This window comes from Pseudomonas sp. NPDC089530, assembly GCF_050280705.1.
In the GTDB taxonomy this organism is placed as follows: Bacteria; Pseudomonadota; Gammaproteobacteria; order Pseudomonadales; family Pseudomonadaceae; genus Aquipseudomonas.
Genome location: NZ_JBNNVU010000008.1, coordinates 69,010 through 85,223 on the forward strand (window position 1 = coordinate 69,010; position 16,214 = coordinate 85,223).

Below are 16,214 nucleotides of genomic sequence, written 5' to 3' on the forward strand. Positions count from 1 at the left end.
CATGGGTATTCAAGGTATAGATCTGTCGTTGATCTGGGGCGTGATCATCGCCTTCGGGGTGATGATGTACGTCATCATGGATGGCTTCGACCTGGGACTGGGGATCCTCTTCCCGCTCATCCCGGACGCGCAGGAGCGCGATGTGATGATGAACACCGTGGCGCCGGTCTGGGACGGTAACGAAACCTGGCTGATCCTCGGTGGCGCGGCGCTGTACGGGGCTTTCCCGCTGGCTTATTCGGTGATTCTCGAGGCCTTGTACCTACCGTTGATTTTCATGCTGGCCGGGTTGATCTTCCGGGGCGTGGCCTTTGAGTTCCGCTTCAAGGCCAGCCCGGAAAAACGCCACGTCTGGGATATGGCGTTCATCGGCGGCTCGCTGCTGGCGACCTTCTGCCAGGGCATCGTGATCGGCAGCTATATCGCCGGGATCCCGGTGGTCGATCGCCAGTTCGCCGGCGACAACCTCGACTGGCTGGCGCCGTTCCCGCTGTTCTGCGGCCTGGGACTGGTCGTCGCCTACGCGTTGCTGGGCAGCACCTGGCTGCTGGTCAAGACCGAAGGCATGCTGGAATCGCGGATGCGCCACTACACCCGGCCGCTGGCGTTCGTGCTGATGGCGGTGGTCGCGGTGCTCTGCGTGTGGACGCCTGTGCTGCATCCGGAGATCGCCAGCCGCTGGTTCACCCATGCGCATATCGTGGTCTTCGGCGCCCTGGTGGTCCTCGCGCTGCTGGCGCTGTTCGGGCTGCTGCGCACCTTGCGCCAGCATCACTCGCACTGGCCGTTCGTGTTCACCCTGGCGCTGGTGTTCCTCGGCTACATCGGCCTGGCCTTCAGCATCTGGCCGAATATCGTGCCGCCCTCCATCAGCCTGTGGCAGGCCGCATCGCCCCTTTCCAGCCAGCTGTTCATCCTGATCGGCACCCTGTTCATCCTGCCGATCATCCTGATGTACACCTGCTGGAGCTACTACGTGTTCCGCGGCAAAGTGAGGATCGGCGATGGCTACCATTGACGGCGAGACCCTTCGACCCCCTGCCGGGCCGAGCGCCCCCTGGTATCGGCGGCTGGCGTGGCTGGTGGGCATCTGGCTTGGCAGTGTGCTGGCCTTGGGTGCAGTGGCCAGTCTGTTGCGGTGGATGATGCAGATGGCCGGGATGAGCGCTCACTGATCGCTGGCGGCACCGGTGAAGGTCCGGCGCTTTTGGGGCGCCGGCGCCTTTCCCGGTGGGTGGCTTCAATCAGCCGGATGCAACGAGCCCGCGAGGCACTTACCTCGCGGGCTCGTTGCATCCGGGTCAGGGCTGGCGTTCGGCCAGCGCTTCCAGCAGATCGGCCGAAGGCACGAAAAACAGGCCGCCGGTAACCGCCGTGCTGAAATCCAGCAGACGGTCGTAGTTGCCCGCCGGCCGGCCGACAAACATGTTTTCCAGCATCTGCTCGATGGGTTCCGGCGAGCGGGCGTAGCCGATGAAATAGGTACCGAACTCCCCCGCCCCCGGCCGGCCGAACGGCATGTTGTCGCGCAGGATCTTCACCTCTTCGCCGTCCTTGGTAATGGTGGTCAAGGCACTGTGGGAAGAAGTCGGCTTGACCGAATCGTCGAGTTCGATATCGGACAGTTTGGTGCGCCCGATAACACGTTCCTGCGCTTCGACCGACAACTCGTTCCAGGCGTTCATGTTATGCAGGTACTTCTGCACCAGCACATAACTGCCGCCGCTGAAGGCCGGATCCTCATCGCCGATCAGGGTGAATTCGAGCGCCTTGCGCCCGACCGGGTTTTCCGTGCCATCGACAAAACCGATGATGCTGCGCATATCGAAATAGCGGAAACCCTGCACCTCATCGACCACCGAGACCGCATCGCCCAGCGCCGCGATCAGTTGCGTCGCCAGCTCGAAACACAGGTCCATCTGGTCCGCGCGAATGTGCAGCAGGATGTCGCCGGGGGTCGCCACGGCCCGGCGCTCTTGCGGGCCGAACTCGCGAAAGGCGTGCAGGGAAGCCGGGCGCGGACCGCCGAAGAGCCGGTCCCAGGCCGCCGAACCAAAACCGCAGACGCACGACAGATTCCCTGCGGGAACCCGCTTGCCGACCGAACGCGTGAGGCCCGCCACGTCTTCGCACCAGCCTCGCACCTTGGCAGTGGCGTCACTGCCGGGGGCCAGGGTGGCGACGATAAAGATCGCGCTGCTGGTGATCGGGTTGCAGACGGATTGCGGTTCAGGAATATCGTTGGCCATGGGCTGAACTCTCGGTGGAACGGGAAAGACCGGAGAGTAGCAAACAATCGCTGCGATGCCGTTGTGGGGGCGCACAGCTGCAAGCCTCGCGCCCATGAAAAACCACTGAAAAAGGGGCGCCCCATGCGCGCCCCTTCCCTGGATCACCAGGGTCAGTTCAGTGTCGAGCGCACAATCCGCACCGGAACCGATTTGTAGGACGGCGTCCCGCTATCCACATCGATGTAATCCAGCGGTACCAACTGGTTGGCTTCGGGGTAATAGGCCGCGACCGACCCCGGGGAAATCTTGTATTCGATGGCGGTGATTTTCTCGTAGCGCAGTTTCCGGCCCTGGGTGACCGTCTCGATATCCACCAGGTCGCCATGGGCCAGGCCACGGGCATCCAGGTCCGCCTGGCTCATGAACAGCACGTCGCGGCGGCCAAACACCCCGCGATAACGATCGTCCATGGCATAGATGGTGGTGTTGTACTGGTCATGACTGCGAAGGGTGATCAAGCGCAGGACGTCCGCGCCATCGACCACCTTGTCTTCATGCAACCCGGGAAAGACAAAGAACTCGGCCTTGCCCGAGGGGGTCAGCCAGATGCGCTCGGTGGGCGGCAACGGCATGCGGAACCCGCCCGGCACACGGATGCGCTGGTTGAACGCCTCGAAGCCGGGCACCGTTTGCTCGATCAGGTCGCGGATCTTGTCGTAGTCGGCCACCAGCGCCTGCCAGGGCACCTTGGTGTCCGGCAGCGTGGCCTGGGCAATGCCGGCCACTATCGCCGGTTCCGAGCGCAGGAACTCGGAGGCCGGGGCCAGCTTGCCGGCCGACGCGTGGACCATCGACATGGAGTCCTCGACGGTGATCGACTGGCGCATCCCCTCCTGCACATCCAGCTCGGTGCGACCCAGGCAGGGGAACAGATAGGACTCCTTGGCGACCAGCAGATGGGAGCGATTGAGCTTGGTGCCGATATGCACGCTCAGGTCGAGCCTGCCCATGGCCGGAAAACACTGGCCCGGGTCGGGCAAGGCGACGGCGAAGTTGCCCCCCAGGCAAATCAGCGCCCTGGCCGTGCCCGCGATCATGGCCTGCATCGCTTGTACCGAATCGTGGCCGTGGGTCGCTGGTGGCTTGAAGCCGAATACGTTCTCCAGCCTGTCGAGGAAATCCTGCGACGGTTTCTCGGTAATGCCCACCGTCCTGTTGCCCTGGACATTGGAATGGCCGCGCAACGGGCAAATGCCCGCGCCAGGCTTGCCAAAGTTGCCGCGCAACATCAGCAGGTCGCAGATCAGCCGGACATTGGCCGTGCCTTCGTTGTGCTGGGTGATGCCCATGCCGTAGGTGACGATGGTGGCGTTGGATTTCGCATAGGCGGCGGCGACCTTTTCCAGCTCGGCCTGGTGCAGGCCGCTGGCCTGTTCTATATCGGGCCATGCCGTGGCGTGCAGGTCGGCCACCAACTCATCGAAACCCTGGGTGTGCCGGGCGATGAAGTCATGGTCGAGGACTTCGCCCACCGTCTGCTCCAGTTCCAGCAGCGCCTTCATGATTCCCTTGATCGCCGCCGCGTCGCCTCCGGCTTTTACCTGGAAGTAGGACGAGGCGATCCGGGTGGAGCCGTAAGTCGCCATTTCAACCATATTCTGCGGATCGGCAAAACGCTCGAGCGCGCGTTCGCGCAGGGGGTTGAACACCATGATCGGGACCTTGCGCCGCGAGGCTTCATGTAGCGTGCCCATCATGCGCGGGTGGTTGGTGCCGGGGTTGTGACCGATGGAAATGATCAGCTCGCAGGCATCGAAGTCGTCCAGCGACACCGTGCCTTTGCCGATACCGATGGATCGCGGCAACCCGACGCTGGTGGGTTCGTGGCACATGTTGGAACAATCGGGAAAGTTGTTGCTGCCGTATTCCCGGACGAACAGCTGATACAGATACGCCGCCTCATTGGAGGCCCTGCCGGAGGTGTAGAACTCGACCTGCTCCGGTTGCAGCCCACGGAGTATCTCGCCTATCCGGGCAAAGGCCGTCTCCCACTCGACCGCCTGGTAGGTATCGCTGGCACGGTCATAGGCCAAGGGATGGGTGATACGCCCCAGGTCCTCCAGTTCGTAATCGCTGCGGTGCAATAAAGACGCGACGGGATGATTGGCGAAGAAGTCCGGGGTGACCCGCTTGTTGGTCGCCTCCCAGGTCACCGCCTTGGCGCCGTTTTCACAGAACTGGAAGGTGGATTTGTGCTCTTTGTCGGGCCAGGCGCAGCCCGGACAATCGAAGCCGTCCGGCTGGTTGGTACGCATCAGGGTGACGGGAGCCTTGAGCGTATCCATCTGCTCTCGAACCGCCGTCGCGGTGGCCTTGAGCGCCCCCCAGCCACCAGCTGGACCGTCGTAGTTACGAACACCGGGTACTTTACGTCGAGTCGTCATGATCGCTCCCCATACGCCCCACGCCCTGAGGGCGAGAGTCGTCGGCTGCCTAGGATCCGCCGCCATGGCGGCATTCGGTAACGATCTACCGGCCCGTATCGAGGGCGGCAGATGTCACGGCTACACAGCAAAAAAGACGTGCAACCCGGAACCGGGCTTGAGGACTGGAAACCTTTGAATCAACGACGAAGGGTTGCGGTTGAATCTTTCACCGTGAATTAAAACCTTAGTGACGTGCACCCGCCTGTCAAGGCGGCCAACTGCCGGCAAATCCGGCAGTTACTTATCATGCGTATTGATTCGGTGGGCCAGCCGCTCACGTGTACCCAACGTTCATTGCGCCGCCACTCGACGGCGCAGCCCCAGGCTCCAGCCCTGCTGCATGCCGGCCGCCGCCAGCAGGATGGCGATCACGCCGACCCATTGCAGCAGCTCCAGGCGATGGCCGAAGGCGAACCAGTCGACGAAGATCGCCGCGATCGGATAGATGAACGACAGCGCGCCGGTCAGGGCGGTCGGCAGTTTCTGAATCGCCCCGTACAGCAGCACGTACATCACCCCGGTGTGCACGATACCCAAGGTCAGCAGGCTGGCCCAGGCACCGGGGGCTGCCGGCAGCGCCGACAGGTTGGCCCAGGGTGCCAGCAGCAAGACCCCGGTGCAAACCTGGATCAGCGCGATCAGGTGCGGCGGCGTGCCGGTCAGGCGCTTGATCAACAGCGCGGCGAAGGCATACAGCAGGGCCGCGCCCAGCGCCAGGGCGATCCCCTGCAGGTAGTCATTGCCGCTCGCGCCCTGCTCGCCATGGGCACTGACGATCGCCAGCATCCCGGCAAAGGAAATGCTCAGCCAGAACAGTTTCTGCGCGGTGATCTTCTCGCCGAGAAACAGCGCCGCCAGCCCCACCAGCATGAACGGCTGCACGTTGTAGACCGCGGTGCCGATGGCGATCGACGCTCGGGAATAGGAGGCGAACAGCAGCACCCAGTTGCCGACGATGGCGACACCGCTGAGCACAGCGAGAAGGAAGGTGCCGCGGGTCAGGATGCCGGGGCGCAGAAAGCCGAAGCCGGCGCAGATCAGCAGCAGGGTCGCGGCGCCGAACACGCAGCGCCAGAGCACCACATCCAGCACCGGCTGCCCGGACACCAGCACGAACCAGCCAATGGTCCCGGAAATCAGCATGGCGGCGGTCATTTCCAGCGAGCCGCGGCGTAACAATTTGTCCATGATCGTTCTCCTCAACAAGTGGCAAAAGTATGACAATCGGCTCTTGCCCTGCTCAAGGCTCAACAGCAGGCTAAAATCAGCTTGTACCTTTTTTATCAAGGCATTTTTCAGGTTTGACCTAATGAGGCTGAGATGATCGACGAAATTGACCAGGCGCTGATCAGCGCCCTGATGGAAGACTCGCGCCGCTCGCTCAAGGCCCTGGCGCAAATCAGCGGCCTGTCGTCGCCCAGCGTCGCCGAACGCCTGCGGCGCCTGGAGGAACGCGGGGTGCTCAAGGCCTATACCGTCGAGGTCGACCCCAAATTCTTCGGCTATCAGTTGCAGGCCATCGTGCGCATCCGGCCGTTGCCCGGGAAACTGCAGGAAGTCGAGCGCCAGATCCTGGCCATTCCCGAGTTCACCGAATGCGACAAGGTCACGGGCGAGGACTGCTTTATCGCCCGCCTGCATGTGCGCGACATGGAGCAATTGGACAGCCTGCTCGACCATCTCAACAGCTGCGCGGAAACCAACACCGCGATCGTCAAGAAAAGCCCGGTGAAACGGCGGTTGCCGCCGATGGCTTAAACGCTGATTGACCTGCGCCAGACCGGGAAAAAGGTTCTAGACTCCGCCATCATCGACGGAAGGACGCTCGCCATGAAAATCGCTATTTTGTTGCTGCCGGCATTGCTGCTCGCCGGCTGCGGAACCATCGATACGGTATTCAGGGAAGACTCGGTGGCCAGCGAGAAACTCAAGGAGCGAAAATCCTACTGCGGCGGAGTCCCACGCATCTACAGCGGCGTGACCTATGACTTCTGCAGCCTGCACGCCCCCGTTCCGGAAAATGGAAGAACGTCCACCGGCCCGGCCTCGACCTACGGCATGCTGATCGACATTGCCCTTTCAAGCGTGTTCGACACCCTGCTGCTGCCCTATACGATTTATCAGCAACAGACCGACGGCAGCCTGATCATTACCCAATAGCGTCCCGGATGCTCAGATCGCAGACAACAAAAAGCCCGCCGAAGCGGGCTTTTTGTTTCAGGCTGGCGATCAGTCGTCGCGGCCCATGATGCCGAACAGCTGCAACAGGCTGACGAACAGGTTGTAGATCGATACATACAGGCTGATGGTCGCCATGATGTAGTTACGCTCGCCGCCATGAATGATGGCGCTGGTCTGGTACAGGATGCTCACCGAGGAGAACAGCACGAAGCCCGCGCTGATTGCCAGTTGCAGGCCACTGATCTGGAAGAACATGCTGGCCAGCACCGCACCCAGCAGGACGAAGAAACCGGCGGTGATGAAACCGCTGAGGAAACTCATGTCCTTGCGGCTGATCAGCACATAGGCCGACAGGCCGCCAAACACCAGGGCGGTCATGGCGAAGGCCGAGCTGACCACTTCCGCGCCGCCCTGCATGCCCAGGTAGCGGTTGAGGATCGGGCCGAGCAGAAAGCCCATGAAACCGGTCAGGGCGAACGCCGACACCAGGCCCCAGGCCGAATCGCGGAGTTTGTTGGTGAGGAAGAACAGACCGTAGAAACCGATCAGCACCACGAAGATGTTCGGATAGCCGACCCGCATCTGCTGGGCCACGTAGGCGGTCACGCCGCTGAAGGCGAGGGTCAGGGCGAGTAGGCCGTAGGTGTTGCGCAGGACGCGGCTAACTTCTAGCTGCTCGGCCTGCACGCTGTTATTAACTGCGTAATCCTGTTCGCGCATGGCGACACTCCTGTTGGTTTGAAACGTTCAGTGGCAAAGATCATAACAGACGCTCTGCAACACGCTATACACAGAGTTTGACAGTGTGTTTCATTCGGGTATTATGGCGCCCGCAACAAAAACGGAGGTGTGGCCGAGTGGTTTAAGGCAACGGTCTTGAAAACCGTCGACTGTAACAGGTCCATGAGTTCGAATCCCATCGCCTCCGCCATCTTATGTACGACAAAGCCCTGATTATTCAGGGCTTTGTCGTTTCTGGGGTTTGTGCGTCAAGCCTCAGCACGAAAGGTGTTCCATAACTATTATGGACGTGTTCCATAACTAGAGCCGTTTCAACCCCTCCTCCGGCGTCCTGCCGACCGAACACAAACCTTGCGATTTTCTTGTGCTGGTCGTCCAGTTTGTTGCGCCACGATTGGGCGCATCAGCGATAGGTGGCGCGAGTACTGCTACTCTCTCAGCGCATGTCGCAATCCAAGGAAAAGGAAATGAGCGTTGACTGGCACGCCGGGCCTATCACCCGAACTACCCCATTGGACCGGGACTACCGGAATACGCAGAAGGTGCGGCAGTTTCTGCTCAGCGAGTGCGGCACGACATTCAAATTCGACCGTGCCTTCATGACCTGGATCAAGAGCGGCCATCCTGTGACGATGGGCGACGTAGCTGACGAGTGGAACCGAACCCGTCGCTGATCAGAGGAACCTGGAGCGGCATTGCTACCCCGCGCAGCCCCGGGTCTTCATCTACGACTCCCTCGCAGCCTTTACTCTTGTGCTGTTTCTCCTGACTCCATCAATTTCAGCGACTTTAGGGATACTGGGGATCTGCGGAGTTTCAGCTTGTGGTGCCGGTTGCGATCCGCCCTGGCTGCCTTGGTCGGAGTGAGCCGATGCCCTTGCCGGTCGACTCGCAGCTTGTCAGGCCACCGGCAATTCCTGCACTGCCGCAGCAAGCGCGGCAGCTACCCACGCCGTCATGGCGCTTACCGACGTGCTCAAGCGCTGACCAAAGAGCGGGCGACTTGGCAGCGATTGCTGATCAAAGCCATGCCCGCGGACTGACAGGTGAACAATCATTTAACTCACTAAAGCAGTAGCGAGCCGCCCATCCACTAGAAACGATATTAAACGACCTTGGCAGATGCAAACTCGGCAACCCAGGCAGCAACGGCTGCCTCGGGATAGCCTCTGTGGAAATGCCGACGCCATGGATAAGCGCTTTCTCCGGAGCCATCTTTAAGTTTTACTTCTTTCGTATCACATATGAATTTGGCAGGAGCCCCGGCAACTACCGTGTCTGGTGCAACATCTCGGTTAACAGAGCTATGTGCTCCAACCAATGCACCTTCTTTTACCGTTACGCCAGGCAGCACAATAGACATTGTGGCGATGACTACGAAGTTCTCAAGAGTTACGCCTTGCATTACATTGCTTGGAGGGTGCGGGTCATTCGTCAGCACTACATAAGGAAAGATCCAGACGTAGTCCCCAATTGTAGAATGCTGCCCAATATGGACGTTGCTGTGGAATTTTACGAAATTACCTATTTTGCAATGCCCTTGAATATCGCCAAGGGTTCCAATTTGGAAAGATTCACCAGCTTCGGTTCTTTCTCTTACTGTCACCCGATGACCTGTCGCTAGGTTGTCTCCAAAAGCAGATCCGGCGTAGAACACGCTGTGCGATCTGATAATTGATGATTTTCCAATGATTAGTGGCGACCCATCAGACAACGAAGAGGGAATCCCAAGCTCACAATGCGATCCAATAACGGTGTTGTCACCAATAACAACGTTTTCGTGAACGATCGTGAACGCGCCAATACTCACGCCACTTCCAAGCTTTGCTTTGTCGTTGATTACAGCTGTTGGGTGAATCATTCGACCCCTCTGCTTTGGCTACCCAATAAAGCTACGGACTATAAATGATTTTTAGTCGGCGAAGGATTCGGCGCAAAACCTTTTCCAGCACAGGTCAGGCAGCCATCACGTTCGGCAAAGCGATCAAGACAGGCAGGGCTGGTGCGGAAGGTTGCCGATTCAATGTGCGGGCGGACCTGTTCAAAGGTGTTTTGGCCTGTAGAAATCCTGGTCACAGGGATCGAGGTACGAAGGCTGGGTAGACACACTGGATTCAGGTTCCAGCTGGGGAAACAAAAAACCTCACGCAGGGCCGGAATTCTGCTCACGGCAAAACGTTACCATCAACGATGAACAAACTGCTGTTGCATGAAGTCGTTACCCTCTTCGACTAGCCGTGGGTATCTGCTTTCATCGAGCATCTCGCGAAGTCGAAGAGAGTGACTCAGATGCTCGAATGCAATCTGGACTGGTGCGTTATCGAAAAATGACCTGAGGTGGGCGAGGACAAGGTCATAGCGGGAGCTTTCCACGCGCAGGCTCAGAAGCGTCAGGTCTTGCTGGTCAGTGAGATCTCGATACAGGTTAATAGCGAGCACACTGCCACCATCATTTCTAGCATGATAAATATGAACATCGCCGGTACCGTTGTACGCATGAGCGAAGTACAGATTATGGAGTCCAAGAATGTCGGCGGGGATATCAAGGATGGCAAGGACCGCCTGAAGATCGCTATTAGGCGTCTTGCTCTCGCCTATCCAGGTAACGAAGTCGGACATCGATACACAGATGTCGAACTCTTTTGCAGCGTAGATTTTAGGCACGGGAGGTCTCTTCCGCTGAGTGCTTGGGTCGCAAACTCTATCATCAGATTACGCCATCCTTTTGGAGCAGAAGGCAGCGGCACGAGGACAATCCTTTCCACCTTCACCTCACCCGCCTATGCCCAGGCATCACCCGTGCCCACTATAGAAGTGACTCAGCATCATCAGTTCAATCACGGCCACCATTATGCAGAATGCGACAAACCCTCGTGTGAAGACTCTGCGAGGCTTGCCAGGCGACTCGTAGTTGCCTAATGCAGAAAGAAGATCGAAGAAAGACTCTATCAAGTCCATCAGTCCGGCTGACTCACGCGCTTCAATGCAGAACCCTGCGGTTCTCACCAATCCTGATCCGATCCAGCGCCCGGTTTAGCGCGTCCAGAGCATTGAGGAGGGCTTTCGCCTCCGCCTCCCGGCCATCGCCCCAAAGGCGTTCAGCCATCTTGTTCAAGGCCAGGATGGATCGTTCGATATCGGCAGCAGTCGCTGCCTTGGTATCCATCAGTTGTTTCTTTGTCATTCAATAACACTTCCGCTGCGCCTGATGATTGGTGCAAAAACATCGCCTATCAGCACACAAGGCTCCATCAGACCTGAAAGCCGCGAAGCTGGCCCCCATATCCATTCTTCAGTGCGAAATTTAGCACCATTACGAGGAGGAGACCGCCTACTTGAGGCCGACGCTTGTCCCGGCCAACACTCTCACCCCTTTACGAACGTGCTGAACCGGTCGAGCGGCGCAACTCTGCAAAGCAGGCGGCCTTCAAATCACACCCCGGTGCGGACGAATACCAGAGGTCTAGATGTTGCAGCTGTACTGATATTCGAAGGGGAAAAATACCGTATCGACCACCAATGAAAACGGCGCGTCGATTAACAGAAAGGGGATCAGTTTCCCTTTGGAGGTGCCCACCAGCCACCAGTCGAACCGTAATCCGATGTAGGGGCATCGGTGCTTGTCGTAATCCATGCGCATAGCGGTTGCCATACACCCACTTAAGCTGACGATCAGAATCAGCAAGATCGCTTTGCGAACCACGTAACATCCTTATTACTTCTTTGCGCAGACCTGCATAGACGCTGTTGCGTAAAGTGAGTCACTCTCCCCCGCCTGCACTCCCTTCGCCGTCATCGAATGCCATTCACATCCCGTTCCGTGATGGCGTCCCAGGTACTCGTGAACGCCAACCCGACTCATCTACAGGGGGCCACGGTGAGGCAGTCATGCTCGTCCATTGCCCTTTACCCATCCACACACCATCAAGACCAAACCTGTAATCCATAACGCAGGCACGCTGATGGCGAGCCCGCACACAACCAGGGGCAGCCCCGTCAGAAATAGCGGACTTCTGAACGCCTTATCCATAGCCAATCTCCTTTAAGAACGCCTCTCATTGAACCATAAAGCCATCTGGGACAGGCTCCAGATGCAAAGAGCCCAGCGCTATGGCCGGGCTCTGGTTATTTTCTGTATTCCATCATCTTGTCGGCGAGCGTTCTGGCTCTTTCGATCAACAGGTTCTGCCGGTCTTCGTGCGTGGCCCCTCCCACGACGGGTGCCGTCAGATTGCTTTCCGCAATCAACGCGGCGCAGAAGAATTGATCCCAGACGCGTTGCTCCGACACCGGTTTGCTCACAGGGTCGGCGATCATATGCGGCTCCTTTTGACGAGGTAGCCCCACTATTTTACGCCTTAATTACTGACACCCCCTGCCGTAGCGGATAGTCGGCAAACCGCGTGGTGCCAAGACGATGCGCTCCAGCTCCTGTGTCGCTATTTCACGCCCAGATCTTCTGCAAAACGCAGCAGATAGCCATCTGGATCCTGGACCAGGAAATTTCTCTGACCGAATTGCCGGTCATTGCTGCGGTACCAATGCTCTTCGGCCGCTCTCCTGATCCCATGACCGGCCTTCTCGAGCGCGGCCACCAGGGCCAGCGCGTCCGGACACTCGATGGAAAGATTCATGCCTCGGCCATAGGGAGGCTCCAGGGGGCTCACACGCCAGGGCGAATCCTCATGCCAGTCCTGTTCCAGCATGATCTGGCTGTCGCCAAAGGAGAGAAAGGCAAACTTGTCCTCGGGTCGGTCGTACTCGACCCTGAAACCCAGGACATCACAGTAGAAATACAGACTCTGCTTCAGGTCCGAAACGATCAGCTCCGGCACCAGGGCGTTCATCTTGAACATGTTGCGTCCCTTCAGTTTATTTGGCCGGCCAATTTACCCTGATTCCCTGTGGTTGCCAGCTTGTCTGGCCCCTGGCGCGCCCTGTCACTGAACCTTCTGGCCATTACCGATATTCTTGGCTCGCTCGATCCCCCACTCGAACGCATCCTCCATGTCCAGGCCGTCCGGGGCCAGGTCATCGTCCTCGGCGACAACGCTGCCGTCCGGCCTGTAGACCCCGATGGACATCTTCAGGGAGCCATCTCTGAGAATCTCCGCCTTCACCCTGATCCGGCACCCGTTCGACAGCGTTTCGGTGTGGTTCAAATGACGCTCGGTCATGGCCGCATACCTCAGTCAATGAACCCCGAGTAAGGCACAACCTGTGCGTTCGCGCCAGCCTCCCCCAAGCGTTGGAAAAGGCAATAAAAAGCCCCGCAAACAGCGAGGCCAGTCTGCACGGTTACCCACATTCAACCGCTGGATTTCAGCTGCGCCGGGGTCGCCATGACATAGCGCGACATCAGGTAGGCGACCAGGCCGCCCAACGCCGTGCCAGCGGCATCGGCCAGGAACAGCGCCAGCTGGGACGCGGAGCGCTGGTAGACCCGGCACATCTCTACCCAGGCGTTTTCCATGAACCCGGAGGCCCAGTCCCAACCGCTGGGATAGACCATCAGAAAGGCCAGGCCGACGAGGGTGACCCAGGCACACAGCCTGGCATGGGTTTGCGAGAAGACGAACCGGGCAAGCCGGCAGATACCGACAAAGAGCCAGGCCGCCAGCAGGCTTCTCGTGAATTGGTCGAACAGCTCGAAAAAGGCCATGACAACCTGCGCAGAAAATTCGATGGCCGATGATAGCCATTCATGTCGCCATAAAAAACCCGGCGCGGTGGCCGGGTTTTCATGAGTCTGCAACACCTTTATCCGGCAGCGGCCTGGGCTCTTGCCGCGCCCACCTCCCTGGCGCCGGCTGCCGCCTGGACCAAGGCTTCCAACAAGGCCTCGGTGTGGTCGATCGATTCGCGGATCTCGTCGAAGGCGTCCTCCAGGTCACGTACTTTCGCTGTCGCCGAAGAGCCGCACAGGGCTTCCTGGATCTGGAACTCATCCTGCTTGAACTGCAGGACATTGGCTCGCAGGCCTTCGATACGAAGGGACAACTGCGAGAAGTGGTGACGACGACGCTGGAGCATTTCGATTGTCCTTCATGACCCTCTTACCTATTAAGATCGTGACCCGTGGGTGGATGTTCAGCGACTCCAGACCAAAGGTGTGGCAGCGGGTGCCCGGCATTCCTCAAGGCTTGCCACCCAGCGCCACCAGCAAGGCTGCGTCCCGCCCGTAGATATCCGGGGCATAGGACAACTGCCCATGGCTGTCGGCCTGCGCCGTCCAGTACGTGAGCAGGATCGGCACCGGCGTAGCCAGCCTGAACTCATGAGTGAGCCCGGTGCTCAGGAGCTCATCGGTACGCGCCCGCTCCGCCGGGCTCACCAGCAGATCCCGCAGCTGCAACGCATGCTCGACTCGCACGCAGCCCGAGCTGAAGGCCCGTGGTCCCTTGTTGAACAGTGCCTGGCTGGGGGTGTCGTGCAGGTACACCGAGAACGGGTTGGGGAAACGGATTGCCATCTGCCCCAGGGGGTTTCTCGGTCCGGCGTCCTGGCGCAGAAGGATATTGCCGGGGTTGTCCCAGTCGATATCCTCCACCGCCAGGGGATGCCCCTCGCTATCGAGCACCTGCAGGTTCTGCCGGTTCAGGAAGGACTGGTCGCGGCGGATTTCCGGCAGCTTGTCTTCGCGAAAAATGGTCGGCGGTACCGTCCAGGTCGGGTTCAGGGTCAGGCGCGTGACCCGGGATTTCAGCAGCGGCGTCTGACGCTCGGCGCGCCCCACCTGAGTGCGGGTCTGCCAGACCGGCACCCCGCGCTGATAGACGGTCAACTGCGCAGCCGCGAGGTTGACCAGCAGGCTGTCGGGCTCCATGTCCCGGGCCAACCAGCGAAAACGCTCGAGGTTGATGCGCAGTTGTTCACGGCGCATCTGCGGGCTGATGTTCAGCTCATTCAGGGTCCCCGCCCCGAGCACCCCGTCGGCCTGCAGCGAATGGCTCAGCTGGAAGCTCTTCACCGCGCTCACCAGGTCGTTGCGGTACAGGGTGCCGAGGTCGTGGGGGATCGCATTCAGGTAGCCCTCTTCGAACAGCCGCTGCGCCAGCTCCGGCACGCGTGCGTCCTGCATTTGCGGACGCAACAGCGGCCCGCTGGGCAGCGCCTGCCAATGGGGCAGCGCCTGCTGACGCTGCCGGGCGTACAGCTGGCGCAGGTTCTGGTATTGCTCAAGGCTCGGCCGGGCCAGCGCAAAGGCCGCGGCGATGTCCCGCAGGCCCGGCCCGGCGATGGCAAGCACCTGGGCCTGGCGATCCGGCGGCAAGGGCTGGGCATGCCACATCGGCTCGAAACGCTCTTGCGGCAGGCGGCCGTAATGCAGGTCCTGCAAGGCTTGCAGATAATGCTGGCTGAGACTCAGGTCGGCGCACAGCGCATCGCCCGCGGTTACACCAGCCGGTGAGCGGTAGTCGGCCGGGTCCAGGCCATCGTCGGCCAGTTGCTGCAGTTGGGCCTGCAACGCCTGCGAACGTTCGCTGGACGACCAGAGCGGCTGGTTATCCTGCTGCAGGTAAAACGCCTGCAACAGGCTCAGGGCCGGAGCATCCAGGTGCGCGGTCAGGCCCGGGCAGGCAGCGGGCAATCGAGTGAACAGCAGTTGCACGGGGCTTTCCTGATCGACCGGTACCTCCTGGGCGGTCGCGACCAACGGCACAGCGAGCAGGAAAAGGCTCAAGTAACATGCGTGTTTTTTGAACAACTGCTTTACTCCAATCATGGCCATCACGCCGATGGCCAACTTCGGCAGTGCCTGGGAAAAATCGCCAGGTCACCTTTAACCAGAACTGCCAGGAGAGCGACGGGACGTCAGGAGCCAAAGTGACAATGGGGACACTCTAGAATGCTGACCTTTCTGCGCCGACTCTGTCTGGCCATGACTACCCTGGGCGCAATCTGCAGCCCTGCGCTCGCCGCCAATACCCTGTCTCCACAGCTTTACAACAGCCTCGCCCACGCCGCTCCGGAACTCAATCCCCAAGCACTAAAAAGTGCCCTGAGCGCCATGCAGTGCGCGGTCAACAATGGTGCCCGGCAAGCCCGGCACCTGGCGGTGATCGACTATTCGCAACCCTCCACGGCCCGCCGCCTGTGGATCTTCGACCTGAATAAAAGGACGCTGGTGCTGCGCGACCTGGTGGCCCACGGGCAGAAATCCGGGGAGAACTTCGCCACTCAGTTTTCCAATCGCATGGGCAGCTACCAGTCCAGCCTCGGCCTGTTCCGCACCCAGGAAAGTTATGAAGGCAGCCACGGCTACTCGCTGCGCATGGACGGCCTGGAACCGGGCTTCAACGACCAGGCCCGCGACCGGGATATCGTGATTCACGCCGCCGACTATGTGAACCCGCTGTGGAGCCGGCGCCAGGGCCGCATCGGCCGCAGCCTGGGTTGCCCGGCAGTGCGCCCGCAAGTGGCGCGCCAGGTGATCGACCGGCTCAAGGATGGCCAGTTCATGTTTTCCTGGTACCCCGACCAGCGCTGGCTGAAATCGTCGCCCTACCTCAACTGCCAGCCACATCAGGTGGCGGGCATCGTCGCCGCCAACGGCGGCTGATCCGCCACTCGA

At 59.9% G+C, this 16,214-nt stretch carries 20 protein-coding genes and 1 tRNA gene; 7 read left to right on the forward strand and 14 right to left on the reverse strand.

Features of this window, described 5'->3' with window-relative positions; translation table 11 throughout:
* Position 1: 1 nt before the first annotated feature.
* Together cydB and ACQKQA_RS05210 are read left to right on the forward strand one after the other, a co-directional pair.
* On the forward strand, positions 2 to 1,018 hold the full coding sequence (gene cydB / locus ACQKQA_RS05205) for a cytochrome d ubiquinol oxidase subunit II (RefSeq protein ID WP_427554216.1): 1,017 nt from the start codon (positions 2 to 4) through the stop codon (positions 1,016 to 1,018).
* Entirely contained in the window at positions 1,005 to 1,175 is a 171-nt protein-coding gene (locus ACQKQA_RS05210; RefSeq protein ID WP_427554218.1) for a DUF2474 domain-containing protein, read from the forward strand. The genes cydB and ACQKQA_RS05210 overlap by 14 nt, the downstream gene beginning before the upstream one ends.
* Before the next feature lie 126 nt (positions 1,176 to 1,301).
* On the opposite strand, the gene ACQKQA_RS05215 is transcribed toward ACQKQA_RS05210, so the two are convergent.
* From ACQKQA_RS05215 to ACQKQA_RS05225, 3 genes are all read right to left on the reverse strand, one after another.
* Positions 1,302 to 2,249: a Dyp-type peroxidase gene (locus ACQKQA_RS05215; protein ID WP_427554220.1), complete on the reverse strand. Its 948-nt coding sequence runs from the start codon at positions 2,247 to 2,249 to the stop codon at positions 1,302 to 1,304.
* A 152-nt stretch (positions 2,250 to 2,401) separates the two neighbouring features.
* On the reverse strand, positions 2,402 to 4,675 hold the full coding sequence (locus ACQKQA_RS05220; protein WP_427554222.1) for an FdhF/YdeP family oxidoreductase: 2,274 nt from the start codon (positions 4,673 to 4,675) through the stop codon (positions 2,402 to 2,404).
* Positions 4,676 to 5,008: 333 nt separating this feature from the next.
* On the reverse strand, positions 5,009 to 5,905 hold the full coding sequence (locus tag ACQKQA_RS05225; protein WP_427554224.1) for a DMT family transporter: 897 nt from the start codon (positions 5,903 to 5,905) through the stop codon (positions 5,009 to 5,011).
* A 132-nt stretch (positions 5,906 to 6,037) separates the two neighbouring features.
* On the opposite strand from ACQKQA_RS05225, the gene ACQKQA_RS05230 reads away from it, so the two are divergent.
* Both ACQKQA_RS05230 and ACQKQA_RS05235 read left to right on the forward strand, forming a co-directional pair.
* Positions 6,038 to 6,475: an Lrp/AsnC family transcriptional regulator gene (locus ACQKQA_RS05230; RefSeq protein ID WP_009044531.1), complete on the forward strand. Its 438-nt coding sequence runs from the start codon at positions 6,038 to 6,040 to the stop codon at positions 6,473 to 6,475.
* A 72-nt stretch (positions 6,476 to 6,547) separates the two neighbouring features.
* Entirely contained in the window at positions 6,548 to 6,877 is a 330-nt protein-coding gene (locus ACQKQA_RS05235) for a YceK/YidQ family lipoprotein (RefSeq protein WP_427554227.1), read from the forward strand.
* Between the two features lie 69 nt (positions 6,878 to 6,946).
* Here the strand turns inward: ACQKQA_RS05235 and ACQKQA_RS05240 are convergent, their stop codons facing one another.
* Complete coding sequence (locus ACQKQA_RS05240; protein WP_427554229.1) at positions 6,947 to 7,618, reverse strand: Bax inhibitor-1/YccA family protein; 672 nt, start codon at positions 7,616 to 7,618, stop codon at positions 6,947 to 6,949.
* 123 nt (positions 7,619 to 7,741) lie between these two features.
* On the opposite strand from ACQKQA_RS05240, the gene ACQKQA_RS05245 reads away from it, so the two are divergent.
* Together ACQKQA_RS05245 and ACQKQA_RS05250 are read left to right on the forward strand one after the other, a co-directional pair.
* Positions 7,742 to 7,829, forward strand: a tRNA-Ser gene (locus ACQKQA_RS05245).
* 277 nt (positions 7,830 to 8,106) lie between these two features.
* Positions 8,107 to 8,313 carry a DUF6434 domain-containing protein gene (locus ACQKQA_RS05250; protein WP_427554231.1) on the forward strand — a complete coding sequence of 69 codons (207 nt, stop codon included), beginning with the start codon at positions 8,107 to 8,109 and terminating at the stop codon, positions 8,311 to 8,313.
* Positions 8,314 to 8,744: 431 nt separating this feature from the next.
* On the opposite strand, the gene ACQKQA_RS05255 is transcribed toward ACQKQA_RS05250, so the two are convergent.
* The 10 genes from ACQKQA_RS05255 to ACQKQA_RS05300 all read right to left on the reverse strand — a co-directional run bounded on the left by ACQKQA_RS05255 (position 8,745) and on the right by ACQKQA_RS05300 (position 15,347).
* Complete coding sequence (locus tag ACQKQA_RS05255) at positions 8,745 to 9,500, reverse strand: acyltransferase (protein WP_427554233.1); 756 nt, start codon at positions 9,498 to 9,500, stop codon at positions 8,745 to 8,747.
* Positions 9,501 to 9,823: 323 nt separating this feature from the next.
* Positions 9,824 to 10,303, reverse strand: a complete 480-nt coding sequence (locus ACQKQA_RS05260; protein ID WP_427554234.1) for a hypothetical protein — start codon at positions 10,301 to 10,303, stop codon at positions 9,824 to 9,826.
* Positions 10,304 to 10,619: 316 nt separating this feature from the next.
* The gene (locus ACQKQA_RS05265) at positions 10,620 to 10,823 is read right to left on the reverse strand and encodes a hypothetical protein (RefSeq protein ID WP_427554236.1); all 204 of its coding nucleotides are present in this window, start codon (positions 10,821 to 10,823) and stop codon (positions 10,620 to 10,622) included.
* Positions 10,824 to 11,102: 279 nt separating this feature from the next.
* Positions 11,103 to 11,342, reverse strand: a complete 240-nt coding sequence (locus ACQKQA_RS05270; protein WP_427554238.1) for a YceK/YidQ family lipoprotein — start codon at positions 11,340 to 11,342, stop codon at positions 11,103 to 11,105.
* A gap of 422 nt (positions 11,343 to 11,764) precedes the next feature.
* Entirely contained in the window at positions 11,765 to 11,956 is a 192-nt protein-coding gene (locus tag ACQKQA_RS05275) for a hypothetical protein (RefSeq protein ID WP_427554240.1), read from the reverse strand.
* A 122-nt stretch (positions 11,957 to 12,078) separates the two neighbouring features.
* Positions 12,079 to 12,495, reverse strand: coding sequence for a bleomycin resistance protein (locus tag ACQKQA_RS05280; RefSeq protein ID WP_427554242.1), 417 nt, complete (start codon positions 12,493 to 12,495; stop codon positions 12,079 to 12,081).
* 84 nt (positions 12,496 to 12,579) lie between these two features.
* Entirely contained in the window at positions 12,580 to 12,816 is a 237-nt protein-coding gene (locus ACQKQA_RS05285) for a hypothetical protein (RefSeq protein ID WP_427554244.1), read from the reverse strand.
* Positions 12,817 to 12,947: 131 nt separating this feature from the next.
* The gene (locus ACQKQA_RS05290) at positions 12,948 to 13,301 is read right to left on the reverse strand and encodes a hypothetical protein (protein WP_427554246.1); all 354 of its coding nucleotides are present in this window, start codon (positions 13,299 to 13,301) and stop codon (positions 12,948 to 12,950) included.
* Positions 13,302 to 13,399: 98 nt separating this feature from the next.
* A complete protein-coding gene (locus ACQKQA_RS05295) occupies positions 13,400 to 13,672 on the reverse strand; it encodes a hypothetical protein (RefSeq protein ID WP_427554248.1) in 273 nt (90 codons plus the stop codon).
* 103 nt (positions 13,673 to 13,775) lie between these two features.
* Positions 13,776 to 15,347, reverse strand: a complete 1,572-nt coding sequence (locus ACQKQA_RS05300; protein ID WP_427554250.1) for a L,D-transpeptidase family protein — start codon at positions 15,345 to 15,347, stop codon at positions 13,776 to 13,778.
* Between the two features lie 141 nt (positions 15,348 to 15,488).
* Here ACQKQA_RS05300 and ACQKQA_RS05305 point away from each other — a divergent pair, with 141 nt between their 5' ends.
* Positions 15,489 to 16,202 carry a murein L,D-transpeptidase catalytic domain family protein gene (locus tag ACQKQA_RS05305; RefSeq protein ID WP_427554252.1) on the forward strand — a complete coding sequence of 238 codons (714 nt, stop codon included), beginning with the start codon at positions 15,489 to 15,491 and terminating at the stop codon, positions 16,200 to 16,202.
* The last annotated feature ends 12 nt before the right edge of the window (positions 16,203 to 16,214 follow it).

What these genes read in the sequence shown, in the direction of transcription:
- cydB (WP_427554216.1), top strand. Translation starts at nt 2, where the DNA reads ATGGGTATTCAAGGTATAGATCTGTCGTTGATCTGGGGCGTGATCATC.
- ACQKQA_RS05210 (WP_427554218.1), top strand. Translation starts at nt 1,005, where the DNA reads ATGGCTACCATTGACGGCGAGACCCTTCGACCCCCTGCCGGGCCGAGC.
- ACQKQA_RS05215 (WP_427554220.1), bottom strand. Translation starts at nt 2,249, where the DNA reads ATGGCCAACGATATTCCTGAACCGCAATCCGTCTGCAACCCGATCACC.
- ACQKQA_RS05220 (WP_427554222.1), bottom strand. Translation starts at nt 4,675, where the DNA reads ATGACGACTCGACGTAAAGTACCCGGTGTTCGTAACTACGACGGTCCA.
- ACQKQA_RS05225 (WP_427554224.1), bottom strand. Translation starts at nt 5,905, where the DNA reads ATGGACAAATTGTTACGCCGCGGCTCGCTGGAAATGACCGCCGCCATG.
- ACQKQA_RS05230 (WP_009044531.1), top strand. Translation starts at nt 6,038, where the DNA reads ATGATCGACGAAATTGACCAGGCGCTGATCAGCGCCCTGATGGAAGAC.
- ACQKQA_RS05235 (WP_427554227.1), top strand. Translation starts at nt 6,548, where the DNA reads ATGAAAATCGCTATTTTGTTGCTGCCGGCATTGCTGCTCGCCGGCTGC.
- ACQKQA_RS05240 (WP_427554229.1), bottom strand. Translation starts at nt 7,618, where the DNA reads ATGCGCGAACAGGATTACGCAGTTAATAACAGCGTGCAGGCCGAGCAG.
- ACQKQA_RS05250 (WP_427554231.1), top strand. Translation starts at nt 8,107, where the DNA reads ATGAGCGTTGACTGGCACGCCGGGCCTATCACCCGAACTACCCCATTG.
- ACQKQA_RS05255 (WP_427554233.1), bottom strand. Translation starts at nt 9,500, where the DNA reads ATGATTCACCCAACAGCTGTAATCAACGACAAAGCAAAGCTTGGAAGT.
- ACQKQA_RS05265 (WP_427554236.1), bottom strand. Translation starts at nt 10,823, where the DNA reads ATGACAAAGAAACAACTGATGGATACCAAGGCAGCGACTGCTGCCGAT.
- ACQKQA_RS05275 (WP_427554240.1), bottom strand. Translation starts at nt 11,956, where the DNA reads ATGATCGCCGACCCTGTGAGCAAACCGGTGTCGGAGCAACGCGTCTGG.
- ACQKQA_RS05280 (WP_427554242.1), bottom strand. Translation starts at nt 12,495, where the DNA reads ATGTTCAAGATGAACGCCCTGGTGCCGGAGCTGATCGTTTCGGACCTG.
- ACQKQA_RS05285 (WP_427554244.1), bottom strand. Translation starts at nt 12,816, where the DNA reads ATGACCGAGCGTCATTTGAACCACACCGAAACGCTGTCGAACGGGTGC.
- ACQKQA_RS05290 (WP_427554246.1), bottom strand. Translation starts at nt 13,301, where the DNA reads ATGGCCTTTTTCGAGCTGTTCGACCAATTCACGAGAAGCCTGCTGGCG.
- ACQKQA_RS05295 (WP_427554248.1), bottom strand. Translation starts at nt 13,672, where the DNA reads ATGCTCCAGCGTCGTCGTCACCACTTCTCGCAGTTGTCCCTTCGTATC.
- ACQKQA_RS05305 (WP_427554252.1), top strand. Translation starts at nt 15,489, where the DNA reads ATGCTGACCTTTCTGCGCCGACTCTGTCTGGCCATGACTACCCTGGGC.